The 22,746-nt window shown below is 59.2% G+C and carries 30 protein-coding genes; 12 read left to right on the top strand and 18 right to left on the bottom strand.

What is annotated here, in order from left to right; translation table 11 throughout:
* Positions 1–126 precede the first annotated feature (126 nt).
* The 3 genes from FB593_RS02950 to FB593_RS02960 all read right to left on the bottom strand — a co-directional run bounded on the left by FB593_RS02950 (position 127) and on the right by FB593_RS02960 (position 1,667).
* The gene (locus FB593_RS02950) at positions 127–831 is read right to left on the bottom strand and encodes an SDR family oxidoreductase (RefSeq protein ID WP_025593304.1); all 705 of its coding nucleotides are present in this window, start codon (positions 829–831) and stop codon (positions 127–129) included.
* A 147-nt stretch (positions 832–978) separates the two neighbouring features.
* A complete protein-coding gene (locus FB593_RS02955) occupies positions 979–1,344 on the bottom strand; it encodes an antibiotic biosynthesis monooxygenase family protein (protein WP_065688247.1) in 366 nt (121 codons plus the stop codon).
* Positions 1,341–1,667: an NIPSNAP family protein gene (locus tag FB593_RS02960; RefSeq protein WP_065688246.1), complete on the bottom strand. Its 327-nt coding sequence runs from the start codon at positions 1,665–1,667 to the stop codon at positions 1,341–1,343. Before FB593_RS02960 ends, FB593_RS02955 begins: the two co-directional genes overlap by 4 nt.
* A gap of 74 nt (positions 1,668–1,741) precedes the next feature.
* Here FB593_RS02960 and FB593_RS02965 point away from each other — a divergent pair, with 74 nt between their 5' ends.
* Positions 1,742–2,425: an ArsR/SmtB family transcription factor gene (locus tag FB593_RS02965; RefSeq protein ID WP_038490782.1), complete on the top strand. Its 684-nt coding sequence runs from the start codon at positions 1,742–1,744 to the stop codon at positions 2,423–2,425.
* Between the two features lie 30 nt (positions 2,426–2,455).
* On the opposite strand, the gene FB593_RS02970 is transcribed toward FB593_RS02965, so the two are convergent.
* Complete coding sequence (locus FB593_RS02970) at positions 2,456–3,613, bottom strand: pyridoxal phosphate-dependent aminotransferase (RefSeq protein WP_025593298.1); 1,158 nt, start codon at positions 3,611–3,613, stop codon at positions 2,456–2,458.
* Positions 3,614–3,784: 171 nt separating this feature from the next.
* Between FB593_RS02970 and FB593_RS02975 the strand changes: the two genes are divergently transcribed.
* The 5 genes from FB593_RS02975 to aat all read left to right on the top strand — a co-directional run bounded on the left by FB593_RS02975 (position 3,785) and on the right by aat (position 7,604).
* The gene (locus tag FB593_RS02975) at positions 3,785–4,552 is read left to right on the top strand and encodes a DsbA family protein (protein WP_038490779.1); all 768 of its coding nucleotides are present in this window, start codon (positions 3,785–3,787) and stop codon (positions 4,550–4,552) included.
* A gap of 124 nt (positions 4,553–4,676) precedes the next feature.
* The gene (aroQ, locus tag FB593_RS02980; RefSeq protein WP_019565501.1) at positions 4,677–5,114 is read left to right on the top strand and encodes a type II 3-dehydroquinate dehydratase; all 438 of its coding nucleotides are present in this window, start codon (positions 4,677–4,679) and stop codon (positions 5,112–5,114) included.
* 25 nt (positions 5,115–5,139) lie between these two features.
* Entirely contained in the window at positions 5,140–5,625 is a 486-nt protein-coding gene (gene accB, locus FB593_RS02985) for an acetyl-CoA carboxylase biotin carboxyl carrier protein (protein WP_003512759.1), read from the top strand.
* 12 nt (positions 5,626–5,637) lie between these two features.
* Entirely contained in the window at positions 5,638–6,984 is a 1,347-nt protein-coding gene (gene accC, locus FB593_RS02990) for an acetyl-CoA carboxylase biotin carboxylase subunit (protein WP_145166315.1), read from the top strand.
* 5 nt (positions 6,985–6,989) lie between these two features.
* Positions 6,990–7,604, top strand: coding sequence for a leucyl/phenylalanyl-tRNA--protein transferase (gene aat / locus FB593_RS02995; protein ID WP_003512757.1), 615 nt, complete (start codon positions 6,990–6,992; stop codon positions 7,602–7,604).
* Positions 7,605–7,620: 16 nt separating this feature from the next.
* Here the strand turns inward: aat and FB593_RS03000 are convergent, their stop codons facing one another.
* The 5 genes from FB593_RS03000 to gatB form a co-directional block, all read right to left on the bottom strand.
* The gene (locus tag FB593_RS03000) at positions 7,621–8,058 is read right to left on the bottom strand and encodes a DUF2155 domain-containing protein (protein WP_013635979.1); all 438 of its coding nucleotides are present in this window, start codon (positions 8,056–8,058) and stop codon (positions 7,621–7,623) included.
* 145 nt (positions 8,059–8,203) lie between these two features.
* Positions 8,204–8,602, bottom strand: a complete 399-nt coding sequence (locus FB593_RS03005; protein ID WP_013635978.1) for an NADH:ubiquinone oxidoreductase subunit NDUFA12 — start codon at positions 8,600–8,602, stop codon at positions 8,204–8,206.
* A 109-nt stretch (positions 8,603–8,711) separates the two neighbouring features.
* A complete protein-coding gene (locus FB593_RS03010; RefSeq protein ID WP_065661078.1) occupies positions 8,712–9,185 on the bottom strand; it encodes a GNAT family N-acetyltransferase in 474 nt (157 codons plus the stop codon).
* Positions 9,182–9,679, bottom strand: a complete 498-nt coding sequence (locus tag FB593_RS03015; RefSeq protein ID WP_003512751.1) for a GNAT family N-acetyltransferase — start codon at positions 9,677–9,679, stop codon at positions 9,182–9,184. The genes FB593_RS03010 and FB593_RS03015 overlap by 4 nt, the downstream gene beginning before the upstream one ends.
* A gap of 159 nt (positions 9,680–9,838) precedes the next feature.
* Positions 9,839–11,344 (bottom strand): Asp-tRNA(Asn)/Glu-tRNA(Gln) amidotransferase subunit GatB, encoded by a 1,506-nt coding sequence (gene gatB / locus FB593_RS03020; RefSeq protein ID WP_111799024.1) that lies wholly within the window; start codon positions 11,342–11,344, stop codon positions 9,839–9,841.
* A 151-nt stretch (positions 11,345–11,495) separates the two neighbouring features.
* On the opposite strand from gatB, the gene FB593_RS03025 reads away from it, so the two are divergent.
* On the top strand, positions 11,496–11,828 hold the full coding sequence (locus FB593_RS03025) for a DUF1294 domain-containing protein (protein WP_186447876.1): 333 nt from the start codon (positions 11,496–11,498) through the stop codon (positions 11,826–11,828).
* On the opposite strand, the gene FB593_RS03030 is transcribed toward FB593_RS03025, so the two are convergent.
* Positions 11,810–12,319 carry a GNAT family N-acetyltransferase gene (locus tag FB593_RS03030; protein ID WP_065704678.1) on the bottom strand — a complete coding sequence of 170 codons (510 nt, stop codon included), beginning with the start codon at positions 12,317–12,319 and terminating at the stop codon, positions 11,810–11,812. The two genes, FB593_RS03025 and FB593_RS03030, sit on opposite strands and share 19 nt — an antisense overlap.
* 299 nt (positions 12,320–12,618) lie before the next feature.
* Between FB593_RS03030 and FB593_RS03035 the strand changes: the two genes are divergently transcribed.
* Positions 12,619–12,876: a YjhX family toxin gene (locus tag FB593_RS03035; RefSeq protein WP_145166317.1), complete on the top strand. Its 258-nt coding sequence runs from the start codon at positions 12,619–12,621 to the stop codon at positions 12,874–12,876.
* Between the two features lie 59 nt (positions 12,877–12,935).
* Here FB593_RS03035 and gatA read toward each other — a convergent pair whose 3' ends face one another.
* The 3 genes from gatA to FB593_RS27430 form a co-directional block, all read right to left on the bottom strand.
* A complete protein-coding gene (gene gatA / locus FB593_RS03040; protein ID WP_003512742.1) occupies positions 12,936–14,417 on the bottom strand; it encodes an Asp-tRNA(Asn)/Glu-tRNA(Gln) amidotransferase subunit GatA in 1,482 nt (493 codons plus the stop codon).
* Between the two features lie 55 nt (positions 14,418–14,472).
* The gene (gene gatC / locus FB593_RS03045; RefSeq protein WP_003512734.1) at positions 14,473–14,760 is read right to left on the bottom strand and encodes an Asp-tRNA(Asn)/Glu-tRNA(Gln) amidotransferase subunit GatC; all 288 of its coding nucleotides are present in this window, start codon (positions 14,758–14,760) and stop codon (positions 14,473–14,475) included.
* 125 nt (positions 14,761–14,885) lie between these two features.
* Positions 14,886–15,590: a metal-dependent hydrolase gene (locus FB593_RS27430; RefSeq protein ID WP_003512733.1), complete on the bottom strand. Its 705-nt coding sequence runs from the start codon at positions 15,588–15,590 to the stop codon at positions 14,886–14,888.
* Positions 15,591–15,674: 84 nt separating this feature from the next.
* Between FB593_RS27430 and FB593_RS27435 the strand changes: the two genes are divergently transcribed.
* Both FB593_RS27435 and ruvX read left to right on the top strand, forming a co-directional pair.
* Positions 15,675–15,977 (top strand): alkylphosphonate utilization protein, encoded by a 303-nt coding sequence (locus tag FB593_RS27435; RefSeq protein ID WP_003512732.1) that lies wholly within the window; start codon positions 15,675–15,677, stop codon positions 15,975–15,977.
* Positions 15,978–15,992: 15 nt separating this feature from the next.
* Positions 15,993–16,472, top strand: coding sequence for a Holliday junction resolvase RuvX (gene ruvX, locus FB593_RS03055; protein ID WP_003512731.1), 480 nt, complete (start codon positions 15,993–15,995; stop codon positions 16,470–16,472).
* On the opposite strand, the gene FB593_RS03060 is transcribed toward ruvX, so the two are convergent.
* The 5 genes from FB593_RS03060 to FB593_RS03075 form a co-directional block, all read right to left on the bottom strand.
* Positions 16,424–16,741, bottom strand: coding sequence for a DUF6105 family protein (locus tag FB593_RS03060; RefSeq protein WP_003512730.1), 318 nt, complete (start codon positions 16,739–16,741; stop codon positions 16,424–16,426). The two genes, ruvX and FB593_RS03060, sit on opposite strands and share 49 nt — an antisense overlap.
* The gene (locus FB593_RS27440; RefSeq protein ID WP_013635969.1) at positions 16,738–16,899 is read right to left on the bottom strand and encodes a hypothetical protein; all 162 of its coding nucleotides are present in this window, start codon (positions 16,897–16,899) and stop codon (positions 16,738–16,740) included. The genes FB593_RS03060 and FB593_RS27440 overlap by 4 nt, the downstream gene beginning before the upstream one ends.
* A gap of 258 nt (positions 16,900–17,157) precedes the next feature.
* Positions 17,158–17,802 (bottom strand): TetR/AcrR family transcriptional regulator, encoded by a 645-nt coding sequence (locus FB593_RS03065; protein WP_003512728.1) that lies wholly within the window; start codon positions 17,800–17,802, stop codon positions 17,158–17,160.
* 135 nt (positions 17,803–17,937) lie between these two features.
* Positions 17,938–18,549 carry a GNAT family N-acetyltransferase gene (locus FB593_RS03070; protein WP_003512727.1) on the bottom strand — a complete coding sequence of 204 codons (612 nt, stop codon included), beginning with the start codon at positions 18,547–18,549 and terminating at the stop codon, positions 17,938–17,940.
* A gap of 139 nt (positions 18,550–18,688) precedes the next feature.
* Positions 18,689–20,341, bottom strand: coding sequence for an acyl-CoA dehydrogenase family protein (locus FB593_RS03075; protein ID WP_145166318.1), 1,653 nt, complete (start codon positions 20,339–20,341; stop codon positions 18,689–18,691).
* Positions 20,342–20,470: 129 nt separating this feature from the next.
* Between FB593_RS03075 and FB593_RS03080 the strand changes: the two genes are divergently transcribed.
* Entirely contained in the window at positions 20,471–21,412 is a 942-nt protein-coding gene (locus FB593_RS03080) for an aspartate carbamoyltransferase catalytic subunit (RefSeq protein ID WP_003512724.1), read from the top strand.
* On the top strand, positions 21,409–22,701 hold the full coding sequence (locus tag FB593_RS03085) for a dihydroorotase (RefSeq protein WP_013635967.1): 1,293 nt from the start codon (positions 21,409–21,411) through the stop codon (positions 22,699–22,701). Before FB593_RS03080 ends, FB593_RS03085 begins: the two co-directional genes overlap by 4 nt.
* Positions 22,702–22,746 lie beyond the last annotated feature (45 nt).

Here is a 22,746-nt window from a genome sequence, read left to right on the forward strand (position 1 = left end):
GCCGTAATCGATCCGGCATCCAGCCACGGCGCGTCTGCGCCGTGAAAGAAATCTCTCCCGATCAACGACTTGACCGCGTTGGCAAAGGACCAAGTCCGGGGTGACGGAAGCCCGATATGCCAATCGTCAAACAGACCGTGTCAAACCACCATCGACGCGGATGTTCTGGCCGGTGATGTAACCCGCACCTTCCGAGGCGAGGAAGGCAACGGTTGCGGCTATCTCCTCGCTCGTTCCGTAACGCTGCATCGGCACACCCTGGCGGCGCTCTTCCGTGGCTGGCAGGCTATCGATCCAACCGGGCAGAACATTGTTCATGCGCACATTGTCGGCCGCATAGGTATCGGAAAAAATCTTGGTGTAGGAAGCAAGGCCGGCGCGGAACACTGCAGAAGTCGGGAACATGCTGCTCGGCTCGAAAGCCCAGGCAGTCGAGATGTTGACGATCGACCCGGCTTTCTGTTTCACCATGAATGGAGCCACGATCCGTGTCGGGCGGATGACGTTCATCAGGTAGACATCGAGACCCGTGTGCCATTGCTCATCGGTGATATCGAGGATGGAAGCGCGCGGGCCATGGCCTGCACTGTTCACGAGAACGTCGATACGTCCGAATTTTTCGAGCGTCAGCTCCACCAGTCGATTGAGATCGTCGTTGGACTGGTTGGAGCCGGTGACGCCGATGCCGCCCAGTTCCTTCGCCAGCGCCTCTCCCTTGCCGGAGGACGACAGGATCGCGAGCTTGTAACCATCAGCGCTTAGACGTTTCGCCACGGCCGCGCCCATGCCGCTGCCGCCTGCCGTCACAATCGCCACTTTTTCTGCCGACATCGTTCTTCTCTCCATGTCCAATCGGGCGGACCGCCGCGTGGCAGCCCTTCTCCATCCATAACCCGCTCCATCTATAGCGGGTTTTGGCAGCGAGTTCGAACCAGAAAGCCTTGGACCGGCTTGCAAAAAAACTGATCTGAAGGCCCGTCAACGCCGCACTTGATTATCCGCCGCATGGACCTGTCTGCTGTCGGTCGGGGCCTCCTCCCTCACCTTCAAACCATAGTCCCGCATCACGGTGGCGATACGCAGGCGGTAATTGCAAAAGACGCCTGACCGTCCCAGCGACTGTGCTGCTCGATGCGGCGCGGTGTTGCGCCATGCCTTCACCGCCTCCTCATCCCTGAAGAATGACAGCGAAAGCATCTTGTCGGGATTGCTGATGCTCTGAAAGCGTTCGACGGACAGGAAGCCGTCGATGGTTTCGAGCTCGGCGCGCAGGCTGGCGGCAATATCGAGATAATGCTGTTTTTCGCCCTCAGCCGGCCAGACCTCGAAGATGACGGCGATCATCGTCCGCCTCCGCCGTGCGGCGCAGATGCCAGCCTCAGGAACAGCCTGTCCTCACGGCGGATGAATTGCTCGCGCCGGGCAAATTCATAATTTTCCCGCCCTGCCGGGTCGGCGGCAAGTCGCGCCCGGTAGGCTTCGTACGCGGCAAGGTTTTCGATGTTATAGACGCCGTAGGCAATAGTGCTCGATCCCTCTTTCGGCGCGTAATAGCCGATCAGATCGGCGCCGCAGCGCGGTATCGCCTCACCCCAGTTGCGGGCATATTGATCGAAAGAATCGACCTTGAAGGGGTCGATCTCGTAACGGATGAAACAGGTCAGCATCGTCGGTCTCCTCGTGTTCTGCCTTGCCTGTCTACGCCATTGCCTCACATCAATGCTTCGGCTATCATCGAACTATGAAAGACGGACCCTTGATCGCAAATGTCGCCGCCCTGATCGGCGACCCCGCCCGCGCCAACATATTGACGGCGCTGATGGACGGACGCGCGCTGACAGCAAGCGAGCTTGCCGAAGCCGCCGGCGTGACACTGCAGACTGCTAGCGGGCATCTGTCAAAACTCTCCGACGCCCAATTGCTCAAAGCGGAAAAACAGGGGCGGCATCGCTATTTCCGGCTTTCCGACGCGGATGTGGCGCAGGTTCTTGAAGCGCTGATGGGACTTGCGCAGCGCACCGGGGCCGTGCGCGTGCGTACCGGACCAAAGGACACCGCGCTTCGCGAGGCGCGCATCTGTTACGATCATCTGGCCGGAGAAAGTGGCGTGGCACTGCTTTCCACCATCACCGCAAAAGGTCTCGTCACGTCAGGCGACGATCCCGCACTTACGGATAGCGGGCGGGATTTCTTCTCGAGCTTCGGCATTGATCTTTCGCCGCTGGAAAAGGCAAGGCGCCCGGTTTGCCTGCATTGCCTGGACTGGAGCGAACGTCGTCACCACCTCGGGGGCGGGCTCGGCGCATCGCTTCTGAAAGCCATGCAGCAGCGCGACTGGCTGCGGCAAGGAAACGGGCGCGTGCTGACCTTCACCACAAAGGGTGAAAAGGCCTTTGCCAGCACCTTCGGTTGCTCGCCCGCCTGATCCCCGCCAAAGGGGAGAAGAACCGAGGGCTTATTTCAGCCAACCAGCAATGCGCCCAACGGCCTCGGCAATATCCGACACCGAACCCGCATAGGAAATGCGCAGCGCCCTGTGGCCCTCCTCTGGATCGAAATCCATGCCGGGCGTCGCCGCCACGTCGATTTCCGCCAACATGCGTTTGGCGAAATCCATGCTGTCATTGGAAAAGCGGCTGGTATCGACATAGGCGTAAAATGCGCCATCCATGGGAGACGCCAGCGGCAGGCCGATTTCCGGAAGGCGCGTCATCAGGAAATCGCGGTTGGTGCGGTAGCTTTCCCTGTAGACGTCCAGTTCTTCCGCCGCCGAAAAGGCTGCGGTTGCCGCCAGCTGGGATAGTTCCGGCGGTGAAATATACAGGCTCTGAGCAAGACATTCGACCGGACGGACGAGATTTTCCGGCAGGACCATCCAGCCGATGCGCCATCCGGTCATGCAATAATATTTCGAGAAGGAATTGATGACGACGGCATTGTCGGTGAGTTCGAGCGCGCTCGTTTCCTCGCCGACGAAAGTAAGGCCGTGGTAGATCTCGTCGGAAATGAAGGCGATATCCCGGCTTTCACAATAGTTTGCCAGCCGTTTCAGCGCTTCGCGGCCGGTGACCGTGCCGGTTGGGTTGGCCGGGCTTGCCAGGAGCACGCCCTTCAACTTGCAGCCCGCCCTGGTTTCCGCCCGCTCGAGGCTGGCAGGCGTCAGCGTATAGCCGGTTTCCGCCGTTACCGGCACTTCCACGACATTGAGGCCAAGCGCTTTCAAGATATTGCGATAAGCGGGATAACCGGGCCTTGCGATCGCGACATGATCACCGGCATCGAAAAGGCTGAGGAAGGCGAGGTTGAAAGCGGCAGAAGACCCGGTGGTAACGGCAATGCGCGCCGGATCGACGATAACCTGGTGGCGCAGCCGGTAGTGGCCAGCAATCGCTTCGCGCAATTCACGCAGGCCAAGCGCATCGGTATAGCCGATCCGCCCATGCTTCAGCGCCTCCTGCGCGGCCGCCAGAGAGGCTTTCGGTGCGGGATGGGAAGGCTGGCCGACCGCCATGGAAATGACGGGGCGTCCCGCCTGCCGTCGCCGGTTCGCCTCCGCCAGAATATCCATGGCGTGAAAGGGTTCGACTGCGCTCCGCTTCGACATCGTTATCAAGGGCATGCTCTTTCCTGAACCGTATTTCAGAGACTTGCCCCAGAATCACACGCTTCACAATCGTGCGACCATAATGCGGACAACTATTTTTGGCGTATGGCATTTGGCTTAAAGTAAGGTAATTGCATCATAACATTCATGAGGCATTGGCCGCACAGTATGAGGACCGATATGGCGCATCTTCTCCGTTCAACCCTTCTCGCCAGCGTAACGGCCCTTTCCATGGCTTTCGCTTCTCTGCCCGCCCATGCCCTCGATGACAAGCAGAAGAAGGAATTGGGCGAGTTCATCAAGCAATATCTGATCGAGAACCCCGAGATCATGCTTGAAGTTCAGGACGCGCTTGAACGCAAGCAATATGCGACCCGCAACGCCAAGGCGGCGGAAGCCGTGGCCGACAACCAGAAGACCATCTTCGAATCGAAATACGATCTGGCGCTCGGCAATCCGGACGGCGACGTCACGCTGGTCGAGTTCTTCGATTACAATTGTGGTTATTGCAAACGCGCCATGGGCGACATGGACAATATTCTGAAGACGGACAAGAAAGTACGCGTCGTGCTCAAGGAATTCCCGATCCTCGGGCCGGAATCGGTCGCAGCGCATCGGGTCTCCAACGCCGTCAAGCTGCTTGCGCCTGCCAAATATCCCGAATTCCAGCGCGCCTTGCTGGGCGGCCGCGGACGGGCGAATGAAGACAGCGCCATGGAAGTCGCGACGTCGCTCGGTCTCAAGGAGGCCGACATCCGCAAATCGATGGCAGAAAATCCCAACGACGCGCAGGTGCAGGAAACCTACAAGCTCGCCAACAGCCTCGGCATAACAGGAACACCGTCCTATATCGTCGGCAACGAGGCCGTTTTCGGCGCTGTTGGTGCGGACCCGTTGAAGGAAAAAATCGCCAATATGCGCAGCTGCGGAAAAGCCACCTGCTCCTGATTCCGCAAAAAGCCGCTGCATTCCCTGTGGATGCCGGGCCTGCCGGCTGTTTACGGCTTTCGGGGGCTTTTCCTTGAAGGCTGCGCAGTCTATAGGTGTCGCTGATTTTCTTATGGAAACACGAATGGGCAACATCATCATCGTCATCAACGGCCCCAATCTCAACATGCTGGGAAAAAGGGAACCGGGTATCTATGGTGGCAAGACGCTGAAAGACATCGAGAATGATTGTCTTGCTGCTGGTGCAGATCTCGGGTTCGCTGTGGAATTCCGCCAGTCCAACCACGAAGGCGTGCTCGTGGACTGGTTGCATGAGGCGGGAGAGAGAGCGGCAGGTGTCGTCATCAATCCCGGCGCCTACAGCCACACCTCGATCGCGCTGCATGACGCCATTCGTGCGATTTCCACGCCCGTCGTGGAAGTGCATATTTCCAACATCCACGCGCGGGAAGAGTTCCGTCACAAATCGATGGTATCGCCCGCCGCGAAGGGCATGGTCTGCGGTTTCGGACCATATGGCTACATCATGGCGCTTCACGCGCTGAAGAACATCACGGCATAAAAAGAAACAAAGAATAGGGTTTGTCATGTCTGAAAAGAAACAGGGTATCGACAAGGAACTGATCCGCGAGCTCGCGAATATCCTCAACGATACCGACCTTTCGGAAATCGAAGTGGAGCAGGAAGACCTGCGCATCCGCGTTTCCCGCGCCGCTCCGCCCACCACGGTATATGCCGCAGCGCCCACCGGTTACGCAGCACCGGCGCCAGCCCCTGCAGCAGCGGCAGTTGCCGCTCCGGCAGCACCTGCGGTCGCCGCAGCACCTGCTCGCAACCCGGCCAATACCGTTACCTCGCCAATGGTCGGCACGGTTTACCTGTCGCCTGCTCCGGGCGCACGTCCGTTCGTCGAAGTGGGCGCGACCGTCAAGGAAGGCCAGACCATCCTCATCGTCGAAGCCATGAAGACCATGAACCAGATCCCGGCTCCGAAGTCCGGCAAGGTCGTGGAAATCGTCGTCAACGACTCACAGCCCGTGGAGTATGGTGAAGCTCTCGTGGTCATCGAATAAAGGCGGTTCAGCATGGTTTCGAAGATCCTCATAGCCAACCGCGGCGAGATTGCGCTGCGCGTCCTGCGCGCTGCCAAGGAGCTTGGCATTCCGACAGTCGCCGTGCATTCCACCGCAGACGCGGACGCCATGCATGTGCGCCTTGCCGACGAAAGTGTGTGCATCGGCCCGCCGCCTTCGCGTGACAGCTACCTCAACATCCACCAGATCGTTGCGGCCTGCGAAATCACCGGTGCGGACGCCGTTCACCCCGGTTACGGCTTCCTGTCGGAAAACGCCAAGTTCGCCGATATCCTCGACGCGCACGGCATTACCTTCATCGGACCGACCGCAGAGCATATCCGCCTTATGGGCGACAAGATCACCGCCAAGCAGACGGCGCAGGAACTCGGTATTCCCGTGGTTCCCGGCTCCGACGGCGAAGTGAAGCCCGAGAATGCGCTCGAAATCGCCCGGACGATCGGCTTCCCGGTCCTGATCAAGGCGACGGCAGGCGGCGGCGGTCGCGGCATGAAGGTGGCGAAGACGGAAGCGGATCTCGACGAGGCGGTCTCGACGGCCCGCTCCGAAGCGGCAGCTGCCTTCGGCAACGACGCCGTTTACATGGAAAAATACCTCGGCAAGCCGCGCCATATCGAAGTGCAGGTTTTTGGCGACGGGGAAGGCAACGCCATTCATCTTGGCGAACGCGATTGCTCGCTGCAGCGCCGTCACCAGAAGGTGCTGGAAGAGGCGAACTCCCCGGCCCTCACCGTTGAACAGCGCATGAAGATCGGCGAAATTTGTGCAAGCGCCATGCGCAAGCTGAAATATCGCGGTGCCGGCACCATCGAGTTCCTTTACGAAAACGGCGAGTTCTATTTCATTGAAATGAACACGCGTCTTCAGGTGGAACATCCGGTGACGGAAGCGATCACCGGCTTGGACCTCGTGCAGGAACAGATCAGGGTTGCTTCGGGACAGGGCCTGTCGGTCACGCAGGCGGATATCGAATTCCATGGCCATGCCATCGAATGCCGTATCAATGCCGAGGACCCGCGCACATTCGTTCCCTCCCCCGGCACGTTGACCTATTTCCATACGCCGGGCGGCCTTGGCGTGCGCGTCGATTCGGGTGCCTATCAGGGCTACAAGATCCCGCCTTATTACGACAGCATGATCGGCAAGCTTATCGTTCACGGTCGCGACCGTGACGAATGCATCCGCCGTCTGCGCCGGGCACTGGACGAGTTCGTCGTCGACGGCATCAAGACCACGCTCCCGCTTTTCCAGGATCTTCTTCAGAACGAAGATATCCTCAGCGGCAATTACGACATTCACTGGCTGGAAAAATACCTGGCCGGTGATGCGTCTCACTAAGAGATATGGTTGGGCGGCGCAGCAAAAATAACGGCATAACCGTCGATATATTGCTGCGCGCCTATTCCGCCGGCCTGTTTCCGATGGCCGATTCGGCTGATGATCCCGAGCTTTTCTGGGTCGAGCCGGAAATACGCGGAATCATTCCGCTCAACGATTTCCACATTTCCAAAAGCCTCGCCAAGGCGATGCGCAAGAAGCCGTTCGAGATACGCTTCAATACCGCTTTCGAAGCGGTGATGGCAGGATGTGCGGCTGAAGCGCCGGACAGGCCGAGCACTTGGATCAACGCCACAATTCGCAAACTCTACACCGAACTGCACCAGATCGGCCATGCCCATAGTGTCGAGGCGTGGGATGGCAAGGAACTTGTCGGCGGACTTTACGGTGTATCGCTTGGGGCCGCATTCTTCGGCGAGAGCATGTTTTCCCGCCGCACCAACGCCTCGAAAATTTGCCTCGTGCATCTGGTGGAGCGGCTGAGAGCAAGCGGTTTCGTGTTGCTCGACACTCAATTCACCACCGAGCATCTGAAGACATTCGGCGCGATCGATGTGCCGAAGCAGCAATACGCGAAAATGCTCGATCAGGCCGTCAACCAGCCAGACCTGCAATTCTAAAAATCATAACGTAACGTTATTTGCTTGCCGTTGAGGGAGCGGGAACTTCGGAGTCCTGCTTGCAGCCCGTCAGCCATACGTCGTAGATCGGGTGCTCGACAGCATTGAGGCCGGGGCTGTCGGCGAACATCCAGCCGGTGAAAATCCGCTTGATCTTGCGGTCGAGAGTGATTTCATCCACCTCGATGAAAGCATCGATCTTCTGGGCTTCCGTCTGGTCGCGCGAATAACAGACCTTAGGCGTCACCTGGAGCGCGCCGAACTGAACCGTTTCGTCGATATAGACATCGAAAGACGTAATGCGGCCGGTGATCTTGTCGATGCCGGAAAACACTGCCACGCGGTTTTCAAGACGGGCGGCGGAGACGGGCGATACGAGGATGACAGCAGAGACCGCTGCAAACAGCGAGACTGTCAGCGCACGCAAAGAACGATCCCGCGTGAATATCCTCATACGATATGTCTCCAAAAAATTGCCTGTGTCGGGACGACGACCGGATCAACGCGTAAGGGCGGAATGTGGCAAAAACCGGTGAGGTCGTGTGCCAAGCGCGGCGTTTTGCACAACACCGCGCATCGCAATGCTCATTTTGCCCTGCTCAGTTGCCGGGGGTCCAGGCATCGTAGTCGCCGGTTACGCGCGGACGCTCGCCTGCGACCGCCAGCGATCCCTGTGGGCGATAGGCCTTGGATGTGCCGGTGAGGTTGGCCTGATGCGCCTTCTGCCATTCCCGCGGAACATATGTTTCCTGGCTCGGCGGCACGTCGGTGCGGTAGTGCATCCAGCCATGCCAGCCGGGCGGAATGGCCGAAGCTTCGGCATAACCGTTATAGATCACCCAACGGCGCGGCATGCCCCAGGAGGTGGTGCCGCCTTCGTAATAGGTGTTGCCCAACTCGTCCTGTCCGACCTTCTTGCCGAAACGCCAGGTGTGAAACCGCGTTCCGATCGTCTGGCCGTTCCACCAGGTGAAGATTTGCGTCAGGAGAGTCTTCATTATGCGTTCCTCGGGCTTGAATGCGCCGCAGCGATTTTCCGTGCACGGCACAAGACAAGCTTATGCCGCCCCTCACGGCGATTGTCCAGTATTTCCCGATATATCCGCGCTATTTCAGCTTCATCCTGAAACCGAGATGCCGCTTTTCGAAACCCAACCGCTCGTAAAAGCGATGGGCATCGAGCCTCGCCACGTTGGAGGTGAGCTGCACGGCTTTCATGCCCCTGGCGCGCGCTTCATCAAGGCAATAGTTGATCATGACTGCGCCGATGCCCCGGCCGCGCATGTCGGGCCGCGTCTGCACCGCTTCAATCACCATGGATTTGGCGCCGCACCCGATAAGCTTGGTCAGGATGGCCGTCTGGAAAGTGCCGACGATCTCGCCGTCCAGTTCCGCCACGTAAAGCGTCTCGGTGGGTGACGCCTCGATGTCGCGGAAGGCCGCGAGATAGTCCGGCAGGGCCGATTCGTCGGCCGTATCGCCGTGGCCTCCGATTTCGTCAGCGGCATAGATGGCCGCGAGTGCGGGAACATCCTCTTGCCGTGCCGCGCGGATTACCAGCGTATCTAATGTCGCATTCATCGTTTCAGGCTCTTTTCCATGACGATACCGGGAAAACCATCGATACCCGCCATGCGCTCGATTCGGTCAACCTCGGTAAATCCGACGCCTTCATAAAAGGCTATTGCGACAGTATTTTTGGGCTCCACTTCCAGACGCATGATTTCCGCATCCGGAAAGCAGGTTTCAAGCTCGGCGAAGAGATCGCGGCCGACCCCCTGACGCTGGAATTCGGGCCCGACATAAAGCTGGTGCAACAGGGCCGTCTTGCTCATCTTCGCAGACATTGAAGCATAAGCCATACCGCCGATCTGCCGGCCATTATCGGCCACCAGAAATTCGCCGCCCTTTTTCTCGATGCGGTCCTTCATGGCCTGTGGAGAATGCCATGCGGCAATCAGCTCCTTCACCTTGTCTGCGCCGTAGATCGCGTCATAGGTCGCATGCCAGGTGGTAGCCAGAAGCGCCCGGACCGGCTCGATATCGCGCTGGCTTGCCGTGCGTATGAAAAACATGATGTTTGCTCCGTCTCGAAACAGAAATGCCGGGCATAATCCCGGCATAAATCAATGTCAGTCCCAGTGCTCGACGTCATCCTCGGGCTTATGCCGAGAATGACGGATGAGAACTTGCTACTTCAATGCCATTGTACCGGCACGGGAAGCAGCGTCCGCTTACTCGTCCTCGATGCCGAGCTTGGCCTTCACCAGCGCCTGCACGGCCTGCGGGTTGGCCTTGCCGCCCGTCGCCTTCATGACCTGGCCGACGAACCAGCCGGCAAGCGCCGGCTTCGCTTTCACCTTCTCGACCTGATCTGGGTTGGCGGCGATGATCTCGTCCACGGCCTTTTCGATGGCGCCGGTATCCGTCACCTGCTTCATGCCGCGCGTCTCGACGATTTCGGCCGGGTTGCCGCCCTCGTTCCAGACGATTTCGAACACATCCTTGGCGATCTTGCCGGAAATGGTCTCTGCCTTGATGAGATCGATAATGCCGCCCAGCTGTTCGGGAGAAACCGGCGTCGTCTCGATGTCCTTGCCTGATTTGTTCAGCGCACCGAGAAGATCGTTGATGACCCAGTTGGCGGCGGCCTTAGGGTCGCGGCCGGCAGCAACCGACTCGTAATAATCGGCAATCGCCTTTTCCGAAACGAGGATCGAGGCGTCGTAGACCGACAGGCCAAGATCGGCGACGAAACGGGCCTTCTTGTCATCAGGCAGTTCCGGCAGATCGACCTTCAGCGCATCGACGAAAGCATCGTCGAATTCGAGCGGCAGCAGGTCCGGATCAGGGAAATAGCGATAGTCATGCGCGTCTTCCTTGGAGCGCATGGAACGCGTCTCACCCTTGCCGGGATCGAACAGGCGAGTTTCCTGATCGATGACACCGCCGTCTTCGAGAATGGCGATCTGGCGGCGCGCCTCATATTCGATGGCCTGGCCGACGAAGCGGATAGAGTTGACGTTCTTGATCTCGCAGCGCGTGCCGAAACCTTCGCCGGGACGGCGCACGGAGACGTTGACGTCGGCGCGCATCGAGCCTTCGTCCATGTTGCCGTCGCAGGTGCCGAGATAACGCACGATGGACCGCAGCTTGGTGAGATAGGCCTTTGCCTCATCCGACGAGCGCATGTCGGGCTTGGAGACGATTTCCATCAGCGCCACGCCCGAACGGTTCAGGTCCACGAAGGACATGGTAGGGTGCTGGTCGTGCATGGACTTGCCGGCGTCCTGCTCTAGATGCAGGCGCTCGATGCCGATCTCGATATCCTCGAAATTGCCCTGACGGTCCGGACCGAGCGAAATCGTGATGATGCCCTCACCGACGATCGGGTCCTTGAACTGCGAAATCTGGTAGCCCTGCGGCAAATCCGGATAGAAGTAGTTCTTGCGGTCGAAGATCGAACGGTTGTTGATCTTGGCCTTCAGGCCGAGACCGGTGCGCACCGCCTGCTTGACGCATTCCTCGTTGATGACGGGAAGCATGCCGGGCATGGCGGCGTCCACCAGCGACACGTTGGAGTTCGGCGCATTGCCGAAAGTGGTCGAAGCGCCGGAAAACAGCTTGGAATTGGAGAGAACCTGCGCATGCACCTCCAGGCCGATCACGATTTCCCAATCGCCGGTGGCGCCGGGAATGAAGCGTTTCGGGTCGGGGGTGCGCACGTCTACAAGGGTCATATGAAGCTCACGATATACGGGTTCTTTGGCTTTGGTGGGTAGAACAAATGGAGCGCGGGCGCAAGACATCTTGCACCCTGTCGCGCCAGGCACCGGATTTTCGCCGAAACCGGATACGCGTTTTTTACGGTTCTCAGTGTCAATTCACGTCATGACCATGATCGCTCTCTGCTTCATGACCTATATCGCCTTCAATCTTTTCGTCTTTCTTGTCTATTGGTGGGACAAGGAGGCGGCGAGAAACGGTGGCTGGCGCATTCGGGAAAGTACTCTGTTATTGCTTGCCTCAATTGGCGGCAGCTTGGGCGCAGTCTCGGCTCAACAACTGCTGCGCCACAAAACCCGCAAGGACCCCTTCCGCAGCATCCTGATATCCATCGTAATTTTACAGGTGGGCCTTGTCGCGTCCCTCGCTATCATGCCGGACTGGCCGATACGGCTTGTAACCGGCCTGCAGACGCTCTCTCAGAACCCCGGCCCATAAAGGCCGCTCTCGACCTCGACCAGCTGCTTTTGCAGGCCGACGGATTGCACGTCGCGATCAAGCTTCGGCGCATAGGAGACGGAGAGCCAGTGGACGCTGTAACCGTGATGACGGAAAAAGGCGACCGCCGGTTCGTTCTGCGCATGGGTTTCAAGCCGGATGGTTTCGAAATCACGTTGCAATATCTGCCGTTCGATATCCGCAAGCAGGAGGCTGCCTATACCCCTGCGCTGAAAATCCGGATCGATCCAGAAATCGGAAATCGCCTCGTTGAAATGTTCCCGTGCCGCCCATCCGGCAACCGCGCCGCCGAACTCGGCCACGCGGATGGCAAGCCAGGACGAGCGGGTGAAATTGGAAAAGGCACTGGCTGCGTTATCGTAAAGCGTCGTGGTAATGCCGAGCGCTGTTGTGGCCTGCCGCCATGCCCTGAGGCCGATGGCTGCCAGAACCTCCGCTTCCTGCTCCTGCGCATTGCGAATGACGATCAAGCCGCGCCCTCCATGGCCCAACGAAGTAAAGCACCGGCGGTGCGATTCGGCCAGTGCGGTTTCCACACCGCCCTGCCCGCCGGGTCGGGTGATGCCCCGTGGGACTTGACCGCACACGTCTCCCCCGCTAACCAAAAAGAGCAAACAAGGAGCTTTTATGTTCGCTCAATCGGAGTCCCGGTAACGGCCCTGCCCGCAAGTTTCTTGCGCGCCGGGCCATTATGAAACCGACCTGGATGCCTTAACGGCACCCGGACTTGTTTTCATGCGTCTAGAAGACGCCGACCGGATTTCCGACAATGGACATTTCCCGCGCCGAACAGCGCATTCTTCACCTGCTCGCCCAGGGCGGCAGCATCGAACTCGTTCGAGACGATCATCACAAAATCGAAAAACTCGCGCTCTATACGCGCGACGGCTGGATTTTCAGCGGCCTCGATCTCCTCACCTTCCGCAAACTGAAACGGAAGAGAGCCATCGCCTCGTCAGGCGGCAAGCCTTACCTCATCACGACGCGTGGCTTGGAACTCGTACGGGGTGAGCTGGACAATCGATAAAAACAAACGGGCGGCACTTGATGCCGCCCGTGACAATTATAGAGCTTTTGTTCAGCCGCTTACCACCACTTGGCAGGCGTGAACTTGCCGGCAGCCTGCTCGATGGCATGCGCCGTCTTGAAGAGCGTCTCTTCTTCGAAAGGCTTGCCGATGAGCTGCAAGCCGAGCGGCAGGCCCTTGCCGTCCAGGCCGGCAGGCACCGAAAGACCGGGAAGACCGGCCATGTTGACCGTGATGGTGAAGACGTCCTGGAGGTACATCTTGACGGGATCGGAAGCGAGTTCCTCATCGCCGACAGCGAAGGCGGAAGACGGGGTAATCGGCGCCAGAATGGCGTCGACGCCCTCATGGAAGACGTTTTCGAAATCGCGCTTGATCAGCGTGCGGACCTTTTGCGCCTTCAGATAATAGGCGTCGTAATAACCGGCTGAAAGCACGTAGGTGCCGACCATGATACGGCGCTGCACTTCCTTGCCGAAACCGGCTGCACGGCTCTTCTCGTACATGTCGGCAATGTCCTTGCCGTCGACGCGCAGGCCGTAACGTACGCCATCATAACGAGCGAGGTTGGACGAAGCTTCCGCGGGCGCGACGATGTAATAGGCAGGAAGCGCGTATTTGGTGTGCGGTAGCGAGATATCGACCACTTCGGCACCGGCATCGCGCAGCCATTCGACGCCCTTTGCCCAGAGCTTTTCGATTTCTTCCGGCATGCCATCGACGCGATATTCCCTGGGGATACCGATCTTCAGGCCCTTGAGCGACTGGCCGATGGCCTTTTCGTAATCCGGCACCGGCAGGTCGACGGAGGTCGTATCCTTTGCGTCAACGCTCGCCATCGTCTTCAACAGGATAGCGGCGTCGCGCACGTCACGTGCGATCGGGCCGGCCTGATCGAGCGAGGAAGCATAAGCAACGATGCCGTAACGCGAGCAACGGCCATAAGTAGGCTTGATGCCGACGGTGCCGGTAAAGGCCGCAGGCTGGCGGATGGAGCCGCCGGTGTCGGTTGCCGTGGCGCCGGCGCACAGATGCGCGGCAACGGCTGCGGCCGAACCGCCGGAGGAGCCACCGGGCACGAGCTTCTGCTCGGAGCCGTTGGCGCGCCAGGGGTTGATGGCCGGACCGTACCAGGAGCTTTCGTTGGACGAGCCCATGGCGAACTCGTCCATGTTGAGCTTGCCGAGCATGACGGCGCCCTGGTCCCAGAGGTTCTGGGTGACGGTCGATTCGTATTTCGGCTTGAAGCCATCGAGAACATGCGAACACGCCTGCGTGTGCACGTCACGGGTGGCGAAAAGGTCCTTCACGCCGAGCGGAACGCCTTCCAGCTCGCCCGCCGCGCCTGCGGCGATGCGGCCATCGGAGGCTTTCGCCATGTCGCGCGCCTTTTCAGGCGTCAAGGCAACATAGGCGTTCAGTGCGCCGTTGGCTGCGTCGATGGCGGCAATATAGGCGTCGGTCAGCTCGAGGGCGGAAAACTCTTTCGCCTTCAGCTTTTCGCGGGCTTCGGCAATGGTCAGGCTCGTCAGGTCGGTCATGGTCGGCAACGGCTTTCGAAATCTTGGAAAAATCGGGCGGCAAACGGCGGTCGGATTACTCGACCACTTTCGGAACCATGAAGAAGTCCCGGTCGGTCGCAGGCGCATTGGCGACGATGTCTTCCGCCTTGTTGCCATCGGTGACGACGTCGGCACGCTTTTTCATATCCACGGGGGTAACGGAGGTCATCGGCTCGACGCCGTCAACATTCACTTCCGAAAGCTGCTCCACGAAACCGAGTATGCCGTTCAACTGGCCAAGCATATTTTGTGCTTCGTCTTCAGTAACAGCGATACGGGCAAGGCGCGCAACGCGCTTTACGGTGGCGAGATCGACGGACATGGTTCTACTCCGGTCAGAATTTTCCTAACCGCTATAATCACCATGTCCGCCATTCGCAACGGTAGAAAGCATGTCGCGTAAAACTGTGTAGCGGTTTTGCTGTAGCGACATGCGTCAGCAAAATGTCAGAAGGACAGTATTTCACCCGGCTTCGGCGTGTGGACACGCGCATCCGAGCCTTCCATGCCGGCCACGAACTTCTCCGGCGTCTGGTCAACGATCGGGAAGGAACCATAGTGGCAGGGAATGACGTTGGCGAATTTGAAAAAGCGCTGGCAGGCGAGTGCAGCCACCGCACCACCCATGGTGAAGCGGTCGCCGATTGGCACGAGACCGATATCCGGCTGGTGCAATTCGTTGATGAGCTTCATGTCGGAGAAAATATCCGTATCGCCCATATGATAGACGGCCGGACCGTCTTCGAAATGCAGCATCAGTCCATTGGCGTTGCCTAGTGAATGAGAAACGCCATCCTCCGTGATCTGGGCGGACGAATGCAGCGCATTGGTGAAGGTTACGGAAAAACCGTCGAAATGTACCGTGCCGCCAGTATTACCCATATCGACCTTCGCCACGCCCTTGGTGGAAAGCCAGGCGGCGAGATCGGCATTGGCAAGCACTGTCGCGCCCGTTTCGCGAGCAAGCTGGACGGTATCCCCCACATGATCGCCGTGGCCGTGGGTCAGGAGAATATGGGTGATGCCTTCAGCCGCGCTTTTCGCATCCTGTCCGGCAAAACCGGGATTGCCGGTGAAAAACGGATCGATAAGGATCTTCGCGCTGCCGTTTTCAAGGCGGAAGGCGGAATGGCCGAGCCAGGTGATTTTCATGGGAAGTTCTCCTTTGTATTGCCCGTATATTATGACATAGGACGGCTTGAACAACCGCACTACCGATATTTCAGAGAGGCGACAATGGCCGCGGATAATGACGATTACGTGTATGACGAGGCGACCGGCGAATGGCGGCCTGCGTCCGAGCTGGCCGCAGAAGCTTTGCGCGCGAACGAAGTGCGCGATGCGGCAGGCAACGTGCTTGCGGATGGTGACCAGGTAACGCTGATCAAGGATCTGAAGGTCAAAGGCACCAATACGGTCATCAAGCAGGGCACTGTCATCAAATCGATCCGCCTGACCGGAAATCCGGAAGAAATCGATTGCAGGCACGAGACGGTCAAGGGTCTGGTGCTGCGCACCGAATTCGTCCGCAAAAGATAAAGGACAGCGTACGACATGGCGATACTTACCATCGAGGAGCTCGCGGAAACGCTTCAGCCGGCACAGGCGATTGCGGGCCTCGACCTTGGGACGAAAACCATCGGCCTTGCCATGTCGGACCTGTCGCGGCGCTTCGCCACGCCGCGCCCCGTCATCAAACGGGTCAAATTCACTCGGGATGCCGAGGTGCTGCTGGCCTTTGCCGAAAAGGAAAAGGTATCCGCTTTCATCATCGGCCTGCCCATAAACATGGATGGATCGGCCGGACCACGCGCTCAGGCAACACGCGCCTTCGTTCGTACCATGGGGGAAAAAACCGCCCTGCCCTTCATTTTCTGGGATGAACGGCTTTCAACGGTCGCCGCCGAACGTGTGCTTCTGGAAATGGACGTCTCTCGCGCCAAACGGGCCGAACGCATCGATTCGGCAGCCGCAAGCTTCATTCTTCAGGGCGCGCTGGACAGGCTTTCGGCACTCGCCCGCGCAACGGGCTGACGTCCCTGCCACCAATTGGCAATCTGTTTTCGCTTGCGGAAAGCAAGGATCGCAAAAACGATCAGGCTGTCGACCGCTATGGCGCGCGCGACCAGCGGCGGCAGGCTTTCCGGCGGCAGGCCGAGGATATTGCCGTAAATCTGGAATACCAGATCATGCGTCTGGCGCGTCAGCATGAAGAAGCCGAAGCTCAAGTCGTAATAGGATAGCCAGTACCAGCTGCCGAGCAATGCAACGGGACCGGCCCAGAGGATCAAAAACCACTTCATGCAGTCTGCTCCCGCGTGAAAATCGTATCGGGAATGCCAGCAAGCACCGCCCAGCGCACCAGAGCCATCAGGCAAAGGTTAAACGCTGGCGCGTCAATATCCAACGGCAGCATAGCAAAAAACGTCATCATGACGCCCAAAGCTGTCCAGCGGCTCACTTGCGGCTCCCTTATACGCAGTCATTGCGCATGGTTAACATTTTGTTAATTCACACTGGACCCGTAACCATGGCTAAGCAAATGAAAGCTGTCGGTATGGTTAACGGTGGCCGGTCCGGCTGTGGAAAACACCCCTCACGAAGCCAACGGCATGCGATGCCGCAAGGTTGCCGGACCACTGAAAACATGGTTGATTTTTCGTCAAATAACGGCCGATTTTGTTAAGGCGACCGTCTCGCCCGGCTCGTTACGCCGCGCTCAGCCGTAAACGCCGCGCACCAGTCTTTTGACGGCGGTTGCAATCTTGTCCCAGTCCTTGTCCGACTTCAACGGCACGCCGGCGAACTGGCCGCTGGTGGCGGCGGAAATCACGAGATGCTGGATGGCGGCGAACAATACGGCATTGACGGCTGCGGTATCTACGCCCTTGGGTGCTGCCAGCGATCCGCGCATGCGCTCCAGCCATTTGCCGAGCGATTTGGCACGGGCTTCGGCAAGCTGCCTGACCTGCGGCGAGCCATCCGACACTTCCCAGGCAATGATCTTGCAGACGAGAGGATCGCTGCGCAGCGCATCCATGAAATAAAGCGCCAGCTTTTCCATGAGATCGCCATAGGTCAACAGGAACATGCCGCCGGTATCTTCAGGAATACGGTCCTTCACCCAGGATCCAAGATCCTCGCCGATCGCCTCGATCAACCCTTCCAGACCACCGAAATAACGGTAGATCAGCTGCTTGTCGCATCCGGCGCGGCGGGCAACGGCATTGATGCCAAAACCCTGAAAGCCCTCTTCGGCCAGGAGCGACCGGGCCGCCTCAAAAATCGCCTTCTCGGTCGCGGCGCGATCCTTGATGCGCTTTTCCGGCTTGTCGGCTGAAATCACCTCTGCGGTCGCCAGCATGCTTCCCTACCCGTCTTTTAAAAGGCCTGACCCAACGGGTTAACAAAGCATGAAGACGAGGACAATGCAGCGCAGCGGCTGGGGAGAAGGTACCTGTGGATGAATTAAGATCGAGGACCCGTACCCCGCAAATAATCACTCCAGCGCCATTCCAAACCACACGGTGCCTGGTGTGTCGTGGGTTTCGAGACGTTTGAAGCCGCGGGTTTCCCAAAAGCGGATACCCGCCTGGTTGCGCTCGCTGGCGCCGAGGTGGATGCCGTAGACGTTGTTTTGTCTCGCCATATCCAGCCAGCGCGACAAAAGCCGCGTGCCGCCGCCCTTGCCCTGTGTGCGTGGCAGAAGGTTCAGGTGGATATGGGCCGGAAACGGATCAGTCAGCCAGGTTGGCGTGTGGCGCGGGTGGTGGATGAAATGTGCACGGCGCTGATCGGCGTCCCATGTTTGCTGGTCGCCAACGGGGTCGGGATAAAGGGCGCGCAGATGCGGCCACCACTCACGCTCCAGCCGCTCATCATGCAAGGCGGTATCGAGCGCGCCGGCGATGTAACCGCAGACACCCTCTTCGTCTTCCGCCACAAAAACGGCATCGGGCCACAGATGCAGATAAGGCACGGAATAAATATGCCCCACCATGCGGCCATCGCGATAAAGCGGGGTGGCATCCTGCCCGGCATCGCCGGTGGCAAGACTGATGGCGTAGAGCGCCTCTTCATCTTCAGGACGGGCGGAGCGGAAGGTCAGCATCTGCTATCGACCCCCATCTCCATGCGCGCGCACGCGCCCAACGACTTAAAGACAGAAATACGCCCCACTCCAACGCCTTTTCTCAAATCCGATACCCCTCCCACAGGGACTGCAACAACAGCCTTCCACCCTTTATCGGTCAGGACGCGGGCGGATACAATAAATCGATTATATAATTCGGATCAAAGCGAGAATCGAGCATGCCGTAAGTATGTCGCCAACCACCCGCCAGACGGGTTTCGAGGAAGGCGTCTGCGATCTTGCCGGCACCGAGCCGGCAAAGTTCGGCGGCAGCGGCAGCAAGTGCGAATTGTTCCACCAGCAGGCGGGCGGCACCCTCATCGCGTTCGGCAAGCGCGATTGCGGCGCGCAGCACATCCGTGGTCTTTTTGCCGGCGGGTCCGAGATCGCGCTCCAGCGTCTGGAAAACGAGATCGAACAGATCCTTGCCGCGCTGAAGAACACGCAGCACATCCAGCGCCATGACGTTGCCGGAGCCTTCCCAGATGGCATTGACCGGCGCTTCGCGGTAGTGGCGGGCAATCGGCCGTTCTTCCACATATCCGTTACCGCCAAGGCACTCCATCGCCTCGTAGATCAACGCCGGCGCGATCTTGCAGCACCAGTATTTCACAATCGGCGTCATCACTCGCGCATAGGCCGCCTCGGCGGCATTGTTGCGGGCGGCATCGAATGCCGATGCCAGCCGGAAGGAGAGTGCCGTCGCGGCTGCGACATCCAGCGCCATATCGGCGAGAACGCGCGTCATGATCGGCTGGCTGACCAGCGTCTTGCCGAAGACGGAACGGCCGCGTGCGAAATGCACGGCTTCGGCGAGCGAAGCGCGCATCATGCCTGATGATGCCAAAGCGCAGTCGAGCCGCGTCAGCGTCACCATGTCGAGAATGGTGCGCACACCGCTGCCGGGTTCACCCAGAAGATAACCGAAAGCATCGGTGAACTCGACTTCGGCGGAGGCATTGGAGCGGTTGCCGAGCTTGTCCTTCAGGCGCTGGAAATGCAGGCCGTTGGTGGAACCGTCTTCCAGATAACGCGGCACCAGGAAACAGCCCATGCCGTCGCCCATCTGCGCCAGCATGACGAAACCGTCGCTCATCGGCGCGGACAAGAACCATTTGTGGCCGGACAGGCGATAGATGCCCTCGCCCACCCGCTCCGCCGTGCTGCGGTTGGCGCGCACATCCGTGCCGCCCTGTTTTTCCGTCATGCCCATGCCGACGGTGACGGCGGTTTTCTGCAAGGCCGGCTTCTGCGAGGAATCATATTTCCGCGACAGTATCTTCGGCACCCATTCCTTCTGCACACGCGACGAGGTCATGATGGCGGCAACGGAGGCGCTGGTCATGGTCAAGGGGCACAGATGCCCGGCCTCGAGCTGCGAGGTCAGATAAAATTTGGTGGCGCGCGCCTTGTGTTCATTGCCGCGCGTTTCGGCTGCATTTTCCCAGACGCTGGAATGAAGACCCGATGACATGGAACGGCGCATCAGTGCGTGCCATGCGGGATGGAACTCAACCTGATCGAGACGTTCGCCGCGCGGGCCATGCGTGTGCAGCTGCGGCACGCCCTGATTGGCCATGCGCGCCAGTTCCTGCGCTTCGTGCGAGGTGACGTAACGGCCGAGCTGGTCGAACTCGTCCCTCAGATTGCGTGACAGGCCGGATGTGAGGTCGACGATCAGCGGATCGGAACGATAGGCATTGATACCGGACCATAGGCTAGGCTGGTTTAGTTCGGCGAGCGATTCTTCTGTCCGGTTCATGCCTGTCATTCGCATCCTTCTATCGGGATTCGTGCTTTATTGCGTGTATATGCCAAAACCCGGCTTATCGCATGCTTGCCCGCAAAGCCACCTGTCTTTATAGACCCGTTGACTATTGCGACCCGGAGGACAATTTCCATGGTCTATTTTCCCCACCGCCATCTCCTCGGCATAAAGGGGCTTTCCCATCAGGATATAACCCTGCTTCTCGACAAGGCCGACGAAGCGGTGAAAATCAGCCGTCAGCGCGAGAAAAAAACCTCGACGCTTCGGGGCCTCACGCAGATCAACCTGTTCTTCGAAGCTTCGACCCGGACACAATCCTCCTTCGAGCTTGCCGGAAAACGGCTTGGCGCCGATGTGATGAACATGTCGGTCAGCAATTCCTCGGTGAAGAAGGGCGAAACGCTGATCGACACGGCGATGACGCTGAACGCCATGCGCCCCGATGTGCTGATCGTGCGTCACTCCTCGGCCGGTGCCGCAGCCCTTCTCGCGCAGAAGGTTGCCTGCTCCGTGGTCAATGCCGGCGACGGCCAGCATGAACACCCGACGCAGGCCCTTCTCGACGCGCTGACCATTCGCCGCGCCAAGGGTGATCTTTCGGGAATAACGGTGGCGATCTGCGGCGACGTACTGCATTCGCGCGTTGCCCGCTCCAACATCATCCTGCTCAACCAGATGGGCGCGCGCGTGCGCGTCGTGGCTCCCGCGACGCTTCTTCCCTCCGGTATCCGCGACATGAGCGTCGAGGTCTTCCATGACATGAAGGAAGGCTTGAAGAACGCCGATGTTGTGATGATGTTGCGCCTGCAGCGCGAGCGCATGTCCGGTTCCTTCGTGCCTTCGGTGCGCGAATATTTCCACTATTACGGTCTCGATGCCGAAAAGTTGAAGGCAGCGAAAGAAGATGCGCTGGTCATGCATCCCGGCCCGATGAACCGTGGCGTGGAAATCTCATCCGAAGTGGCTGATGGTCCGCAGAGCGTCATCGAAAGCCAGGTGGAAATGGGGGTTGCCGTGCGCATGGCTGTCATGGAAACCCTGCTTGTCTCGCAAAATCAGGGTGAGCGCGTATGAGTGCCGTGACCGTTCTCAAAAACCTTCGCATCGTTGATCCCTCCCGCAATCTGGACGAGGTGGGCAGCATCGTCATCGGTGCCGACGGCACGATCCTCGACTCCGGCGGGCAGGCACACAACCAGGGTGTGCCCGAGGGTGCGACGGTTCGCGACTGCAAGGGGCTGCTGGCCGTTCCCGGTCTGGTGGATGCCCGCGTCTTTGTCGGTGAGCCGGGTGGCGAACACCGTGAAACCATCGAATCCGCTTCCCGCGCGGCAGCGGCCGGCGGCGTCACCAGCATCATCGTCATGCCGGACACCGACCCCGTTATCGACGACATTGCGCTGGTCGAATATGTGAAAAAGGCGGCACGCGACAAGGCGCTCGTCAATGTGCATCCCGCCGCAGCCCTGACCAAGGGCCTCAACGGCGAGGAAATGACCGAGATCGGCATGCTGAAGGAAGCCGGTGCGGTTGCCTTCACCAATGGCCGCAGGGCGCTTTCCGACACGCTGGTGTTGCGCCGCGCCATGACCTATGCGCGCGAATTGGGTGCGGTGATTGCACTTGAGACCCGCGACAAATATATCGGCGGCGGCGACATGAACGAGGGGCTTTTCGCAAGCTGGCTCGGTCTGTCCGGAATCCCCAAGGAAGCCGAGATCATTCCGCTGGAGCGCGACCTGCGCATTGCCGGTCTGACGCAAGCGATCTATCACGCCGCCAAGATTTCCGTGCCGGAATCGGCAGAAGCGATCCGTCTTGCCCGGCAGCGGGGCGTCAAGGCGACCTGCGGCATCTCGATCAACCATCTGACGCTGAACGAGAACGATATCGGCGAATACCGTACCTTCTTCAAGCTCTCACCTCCCTTGCGCGCCGAAGACGACCGCAAGGCCATGGTCGAGGCGCTGAAGGATGGCACGATCGACATCATCGTTTCCTCGCACGACCCGCAGGACGTGGACACCAAGCGCCTGCCCTTTTCGGATGCGGCAAGCGGTGCGGTGGGGCTGGAAACCATGCTGGCGGCGGCGCTTCGCCTTCACCATAGCGGCGAGGTTCCGCTGATGCGGCTGATCGATGCGCTTTCCACCCGCCCGGCGAAAATCTTCGGACTGGATGCGGGAACGCTTAAAGCCGGCGCGAAGGCTGATATCACGCTGATCGACCTGGACGAGCCTTGGCTGGTTGCGAGAGATCAACTGGTGTCGAAATCCAAGAATACGCCGTTTGAGGATGCCCGTTTCAGCGGCCGCGCTGTCGCCACTTATGTGGCTGGCAAAGCGGTTCATTCCTTGGCATAAGATCACGGGCATGGGATCACGCAGGCGCGCGACGAGAGGGAACGT

It is taken from the genome of Rhizobium sp. SJZ105 (assembly GCF_007828365.1).
GTDB classification, from domain to species: domain Bacteria; phylum Pseudomonadota; class Alphaproteobacteria; order Rhizobiales; family Rhizobiaceae; genus Agrobacterium; species Agrobacterium tumefaciens.

Coding starts and splice junctions, on each gene's coding strand:
- FB593_RS02965 (WP_038490782.1), top strand. CDS start 1,742: ATGAAAGACGGACCCTTGATCGCAAATGTCGCCGCCCTGATCGGCGAC.
- FB593_RS03025 (WP_186447876.1), top strand. CDS start 11,496: ATGACCATGATCGCTCTCTGCTTCATGACCTATATCGCCTTCAATCTT.
- FB593_RS03065 (WP_003512728.1), bottom strand. CDS start 17,802: ATGCTGGCGACCGCAGAGGTGATTTCAGCCGACAAGCCGGAAAAGCGC.
- FB593_RS03075 (WP_145166318.1), bottom strand. CDS start 20,341: ATGACAGGCATGAACCGGACAGAAGAATCGCTCGCCGAACTAAACCAG.
- FB593_RS02955 (WP_065688247.1), bottom strand. CDS start 1,344: ATGATCGCCGTCATCTTCGAGGTCTGGCCGGCTGAGGGCGAAAAACAG.
- aat (WP_003512757.1), top strand. CDS start 6,990: ATGGTTGGGCGGCGCAGCAAAAATAACGGCATAACCGTCGATATATTG.
- FB593_RS03080 (WP_003512724.1), top strand. CDS start 20,471: ATGGTCTATTTTCCCCACCGCCATCTCCTCGGCATAAAGGGGCTTTCC.
- gatA (WP_003512742.1), bottom strand. CDS start 14,417: ATGACCGACCTGACGAGCCTGACCATTGCCGAAGCCCGCGAAAAGCTG.
- FB593_RS03010 (WP_065661078.1), bottom strand. CDS start 9,185: ATGAATGCGACATTAGATACGCTGGTAATCCGCGCGGCACGGCAAGAG.
- gatC (WP_003512734.1), bottom strand. CDS start 14,760: ATGTCCGTCGATCTCGCCACCGTAAAGCGCGTTGCGCGCCTTGCCCGT.
- gatB (WP_111799024.1), bottom strand. CDS start 11,344: ATGACCCTTGTAGACGTGCGCACCCCCGACCCGAAACGCTTCATTCCC.
- accC (WP_145166315.1), top strand. CDS start 5,638: ATGGTTTCGAAGATCCTCATAGCCAACCGCGGCGAGATTGCGCTGCGC.
- FB593_RS03035 (WP_145166317.1), top strand. CDS start 12,619: ATGGACATTTCCCGCGCCGAACAGCGCATTCTTCACCTGCTCGCCCAG.
- FB593_RS03005 (WP_013635978.1), bottom strand. CDS start 8,602: ATGAAGACTCTCCTGACGCAAATCTTCACCTGGTGGAACGGCCAGACG.
- ruvX (WP_003512731.1), top strand. CDS start 15,993: ATGGCGATACTTACCATCGAGGAGCTCGCGGAAACGCTTCAGCCGGCA.
- FB593_RS02950 (WP_025593304.1), bottom strand. CDS start 831: ATGTCGGCAGAAAAAGTGGCGATTGTGACGGCAGGCGGCAGCGGCATG.
- FB593_RS03060 (WP_003512730.1), bottom strand. CDS start 16,741: ATGAAGTGGTTTTTGATCCTCTGGGCCGGTCCCGTTGCATTGCTCGGC.
- accB (WP_003512759.1), top strand. CDS start 5,140: ATGTCTGAAAAGAAACAGGGTATCGACAAGGAACTGATCCGCGAGCTC.
- FB593_RS02960 (WP_065688246.1), bottom strand. CDS start 1,667: ATGCTGACCTGTTTCATCCGTTACGAGATCGACCCCTTCAAGGTCGAT.
- FB593_RS02975 (WP_038490779.1), top strand. CDS start 3,785: ATGGCGCATCTTCTCCGTTCAACCCTTCTCGCCAGCGTAACGGCCCTT.
- FB593_RS03000 (WP_013635979.1), bottom strand. CDS start 8,058: ATGAGGATATTCACGCGGGATCGTTCTTTGCGTGCGCTGACAGTCTCG.
- FB593_RS27435 (WP_003512732.1), top strand. CDS start 15,675: ATGGCCGCGGATAATGACGATTACGTGTATGACGAGGCGACCGGCGAA.
- aroQ (WP_019565501.1), top strand. CDS start 4,677: ATGGGCAACATCATCATCGTCATCAACGGCCCCAATCTCAACATGCTG.
- FB593_RS27430 (WP_003512733.1), bottom strand. CDS start 15,590: ATGAAAATCACCTGGCTCGGCCATTCCGCCTTCCGCCTTGAAAACGGC.
- FB593_RS03085 (WP_013635967.1), top strand. CDS start 21,409: ATGAGTGCCGTGACCGTTCTCAAAAACCTTCGCATCGTTGATCCCTCC.
- FB593_RS03070 (WP_003512727.1), bottom strand. CDS start 18,549: ATGCTGACCTTCCGCTCCGCCCGTCCTGAAGATGAAGAGGCGCTCTAC.
- FB593_RS03015 (WP_003512751.1), bottom strand. CDS start 9,679: ATGTTTTTCATACGCACGGCAAGCCAGCGCGATATCGAGCCGGTCCGG.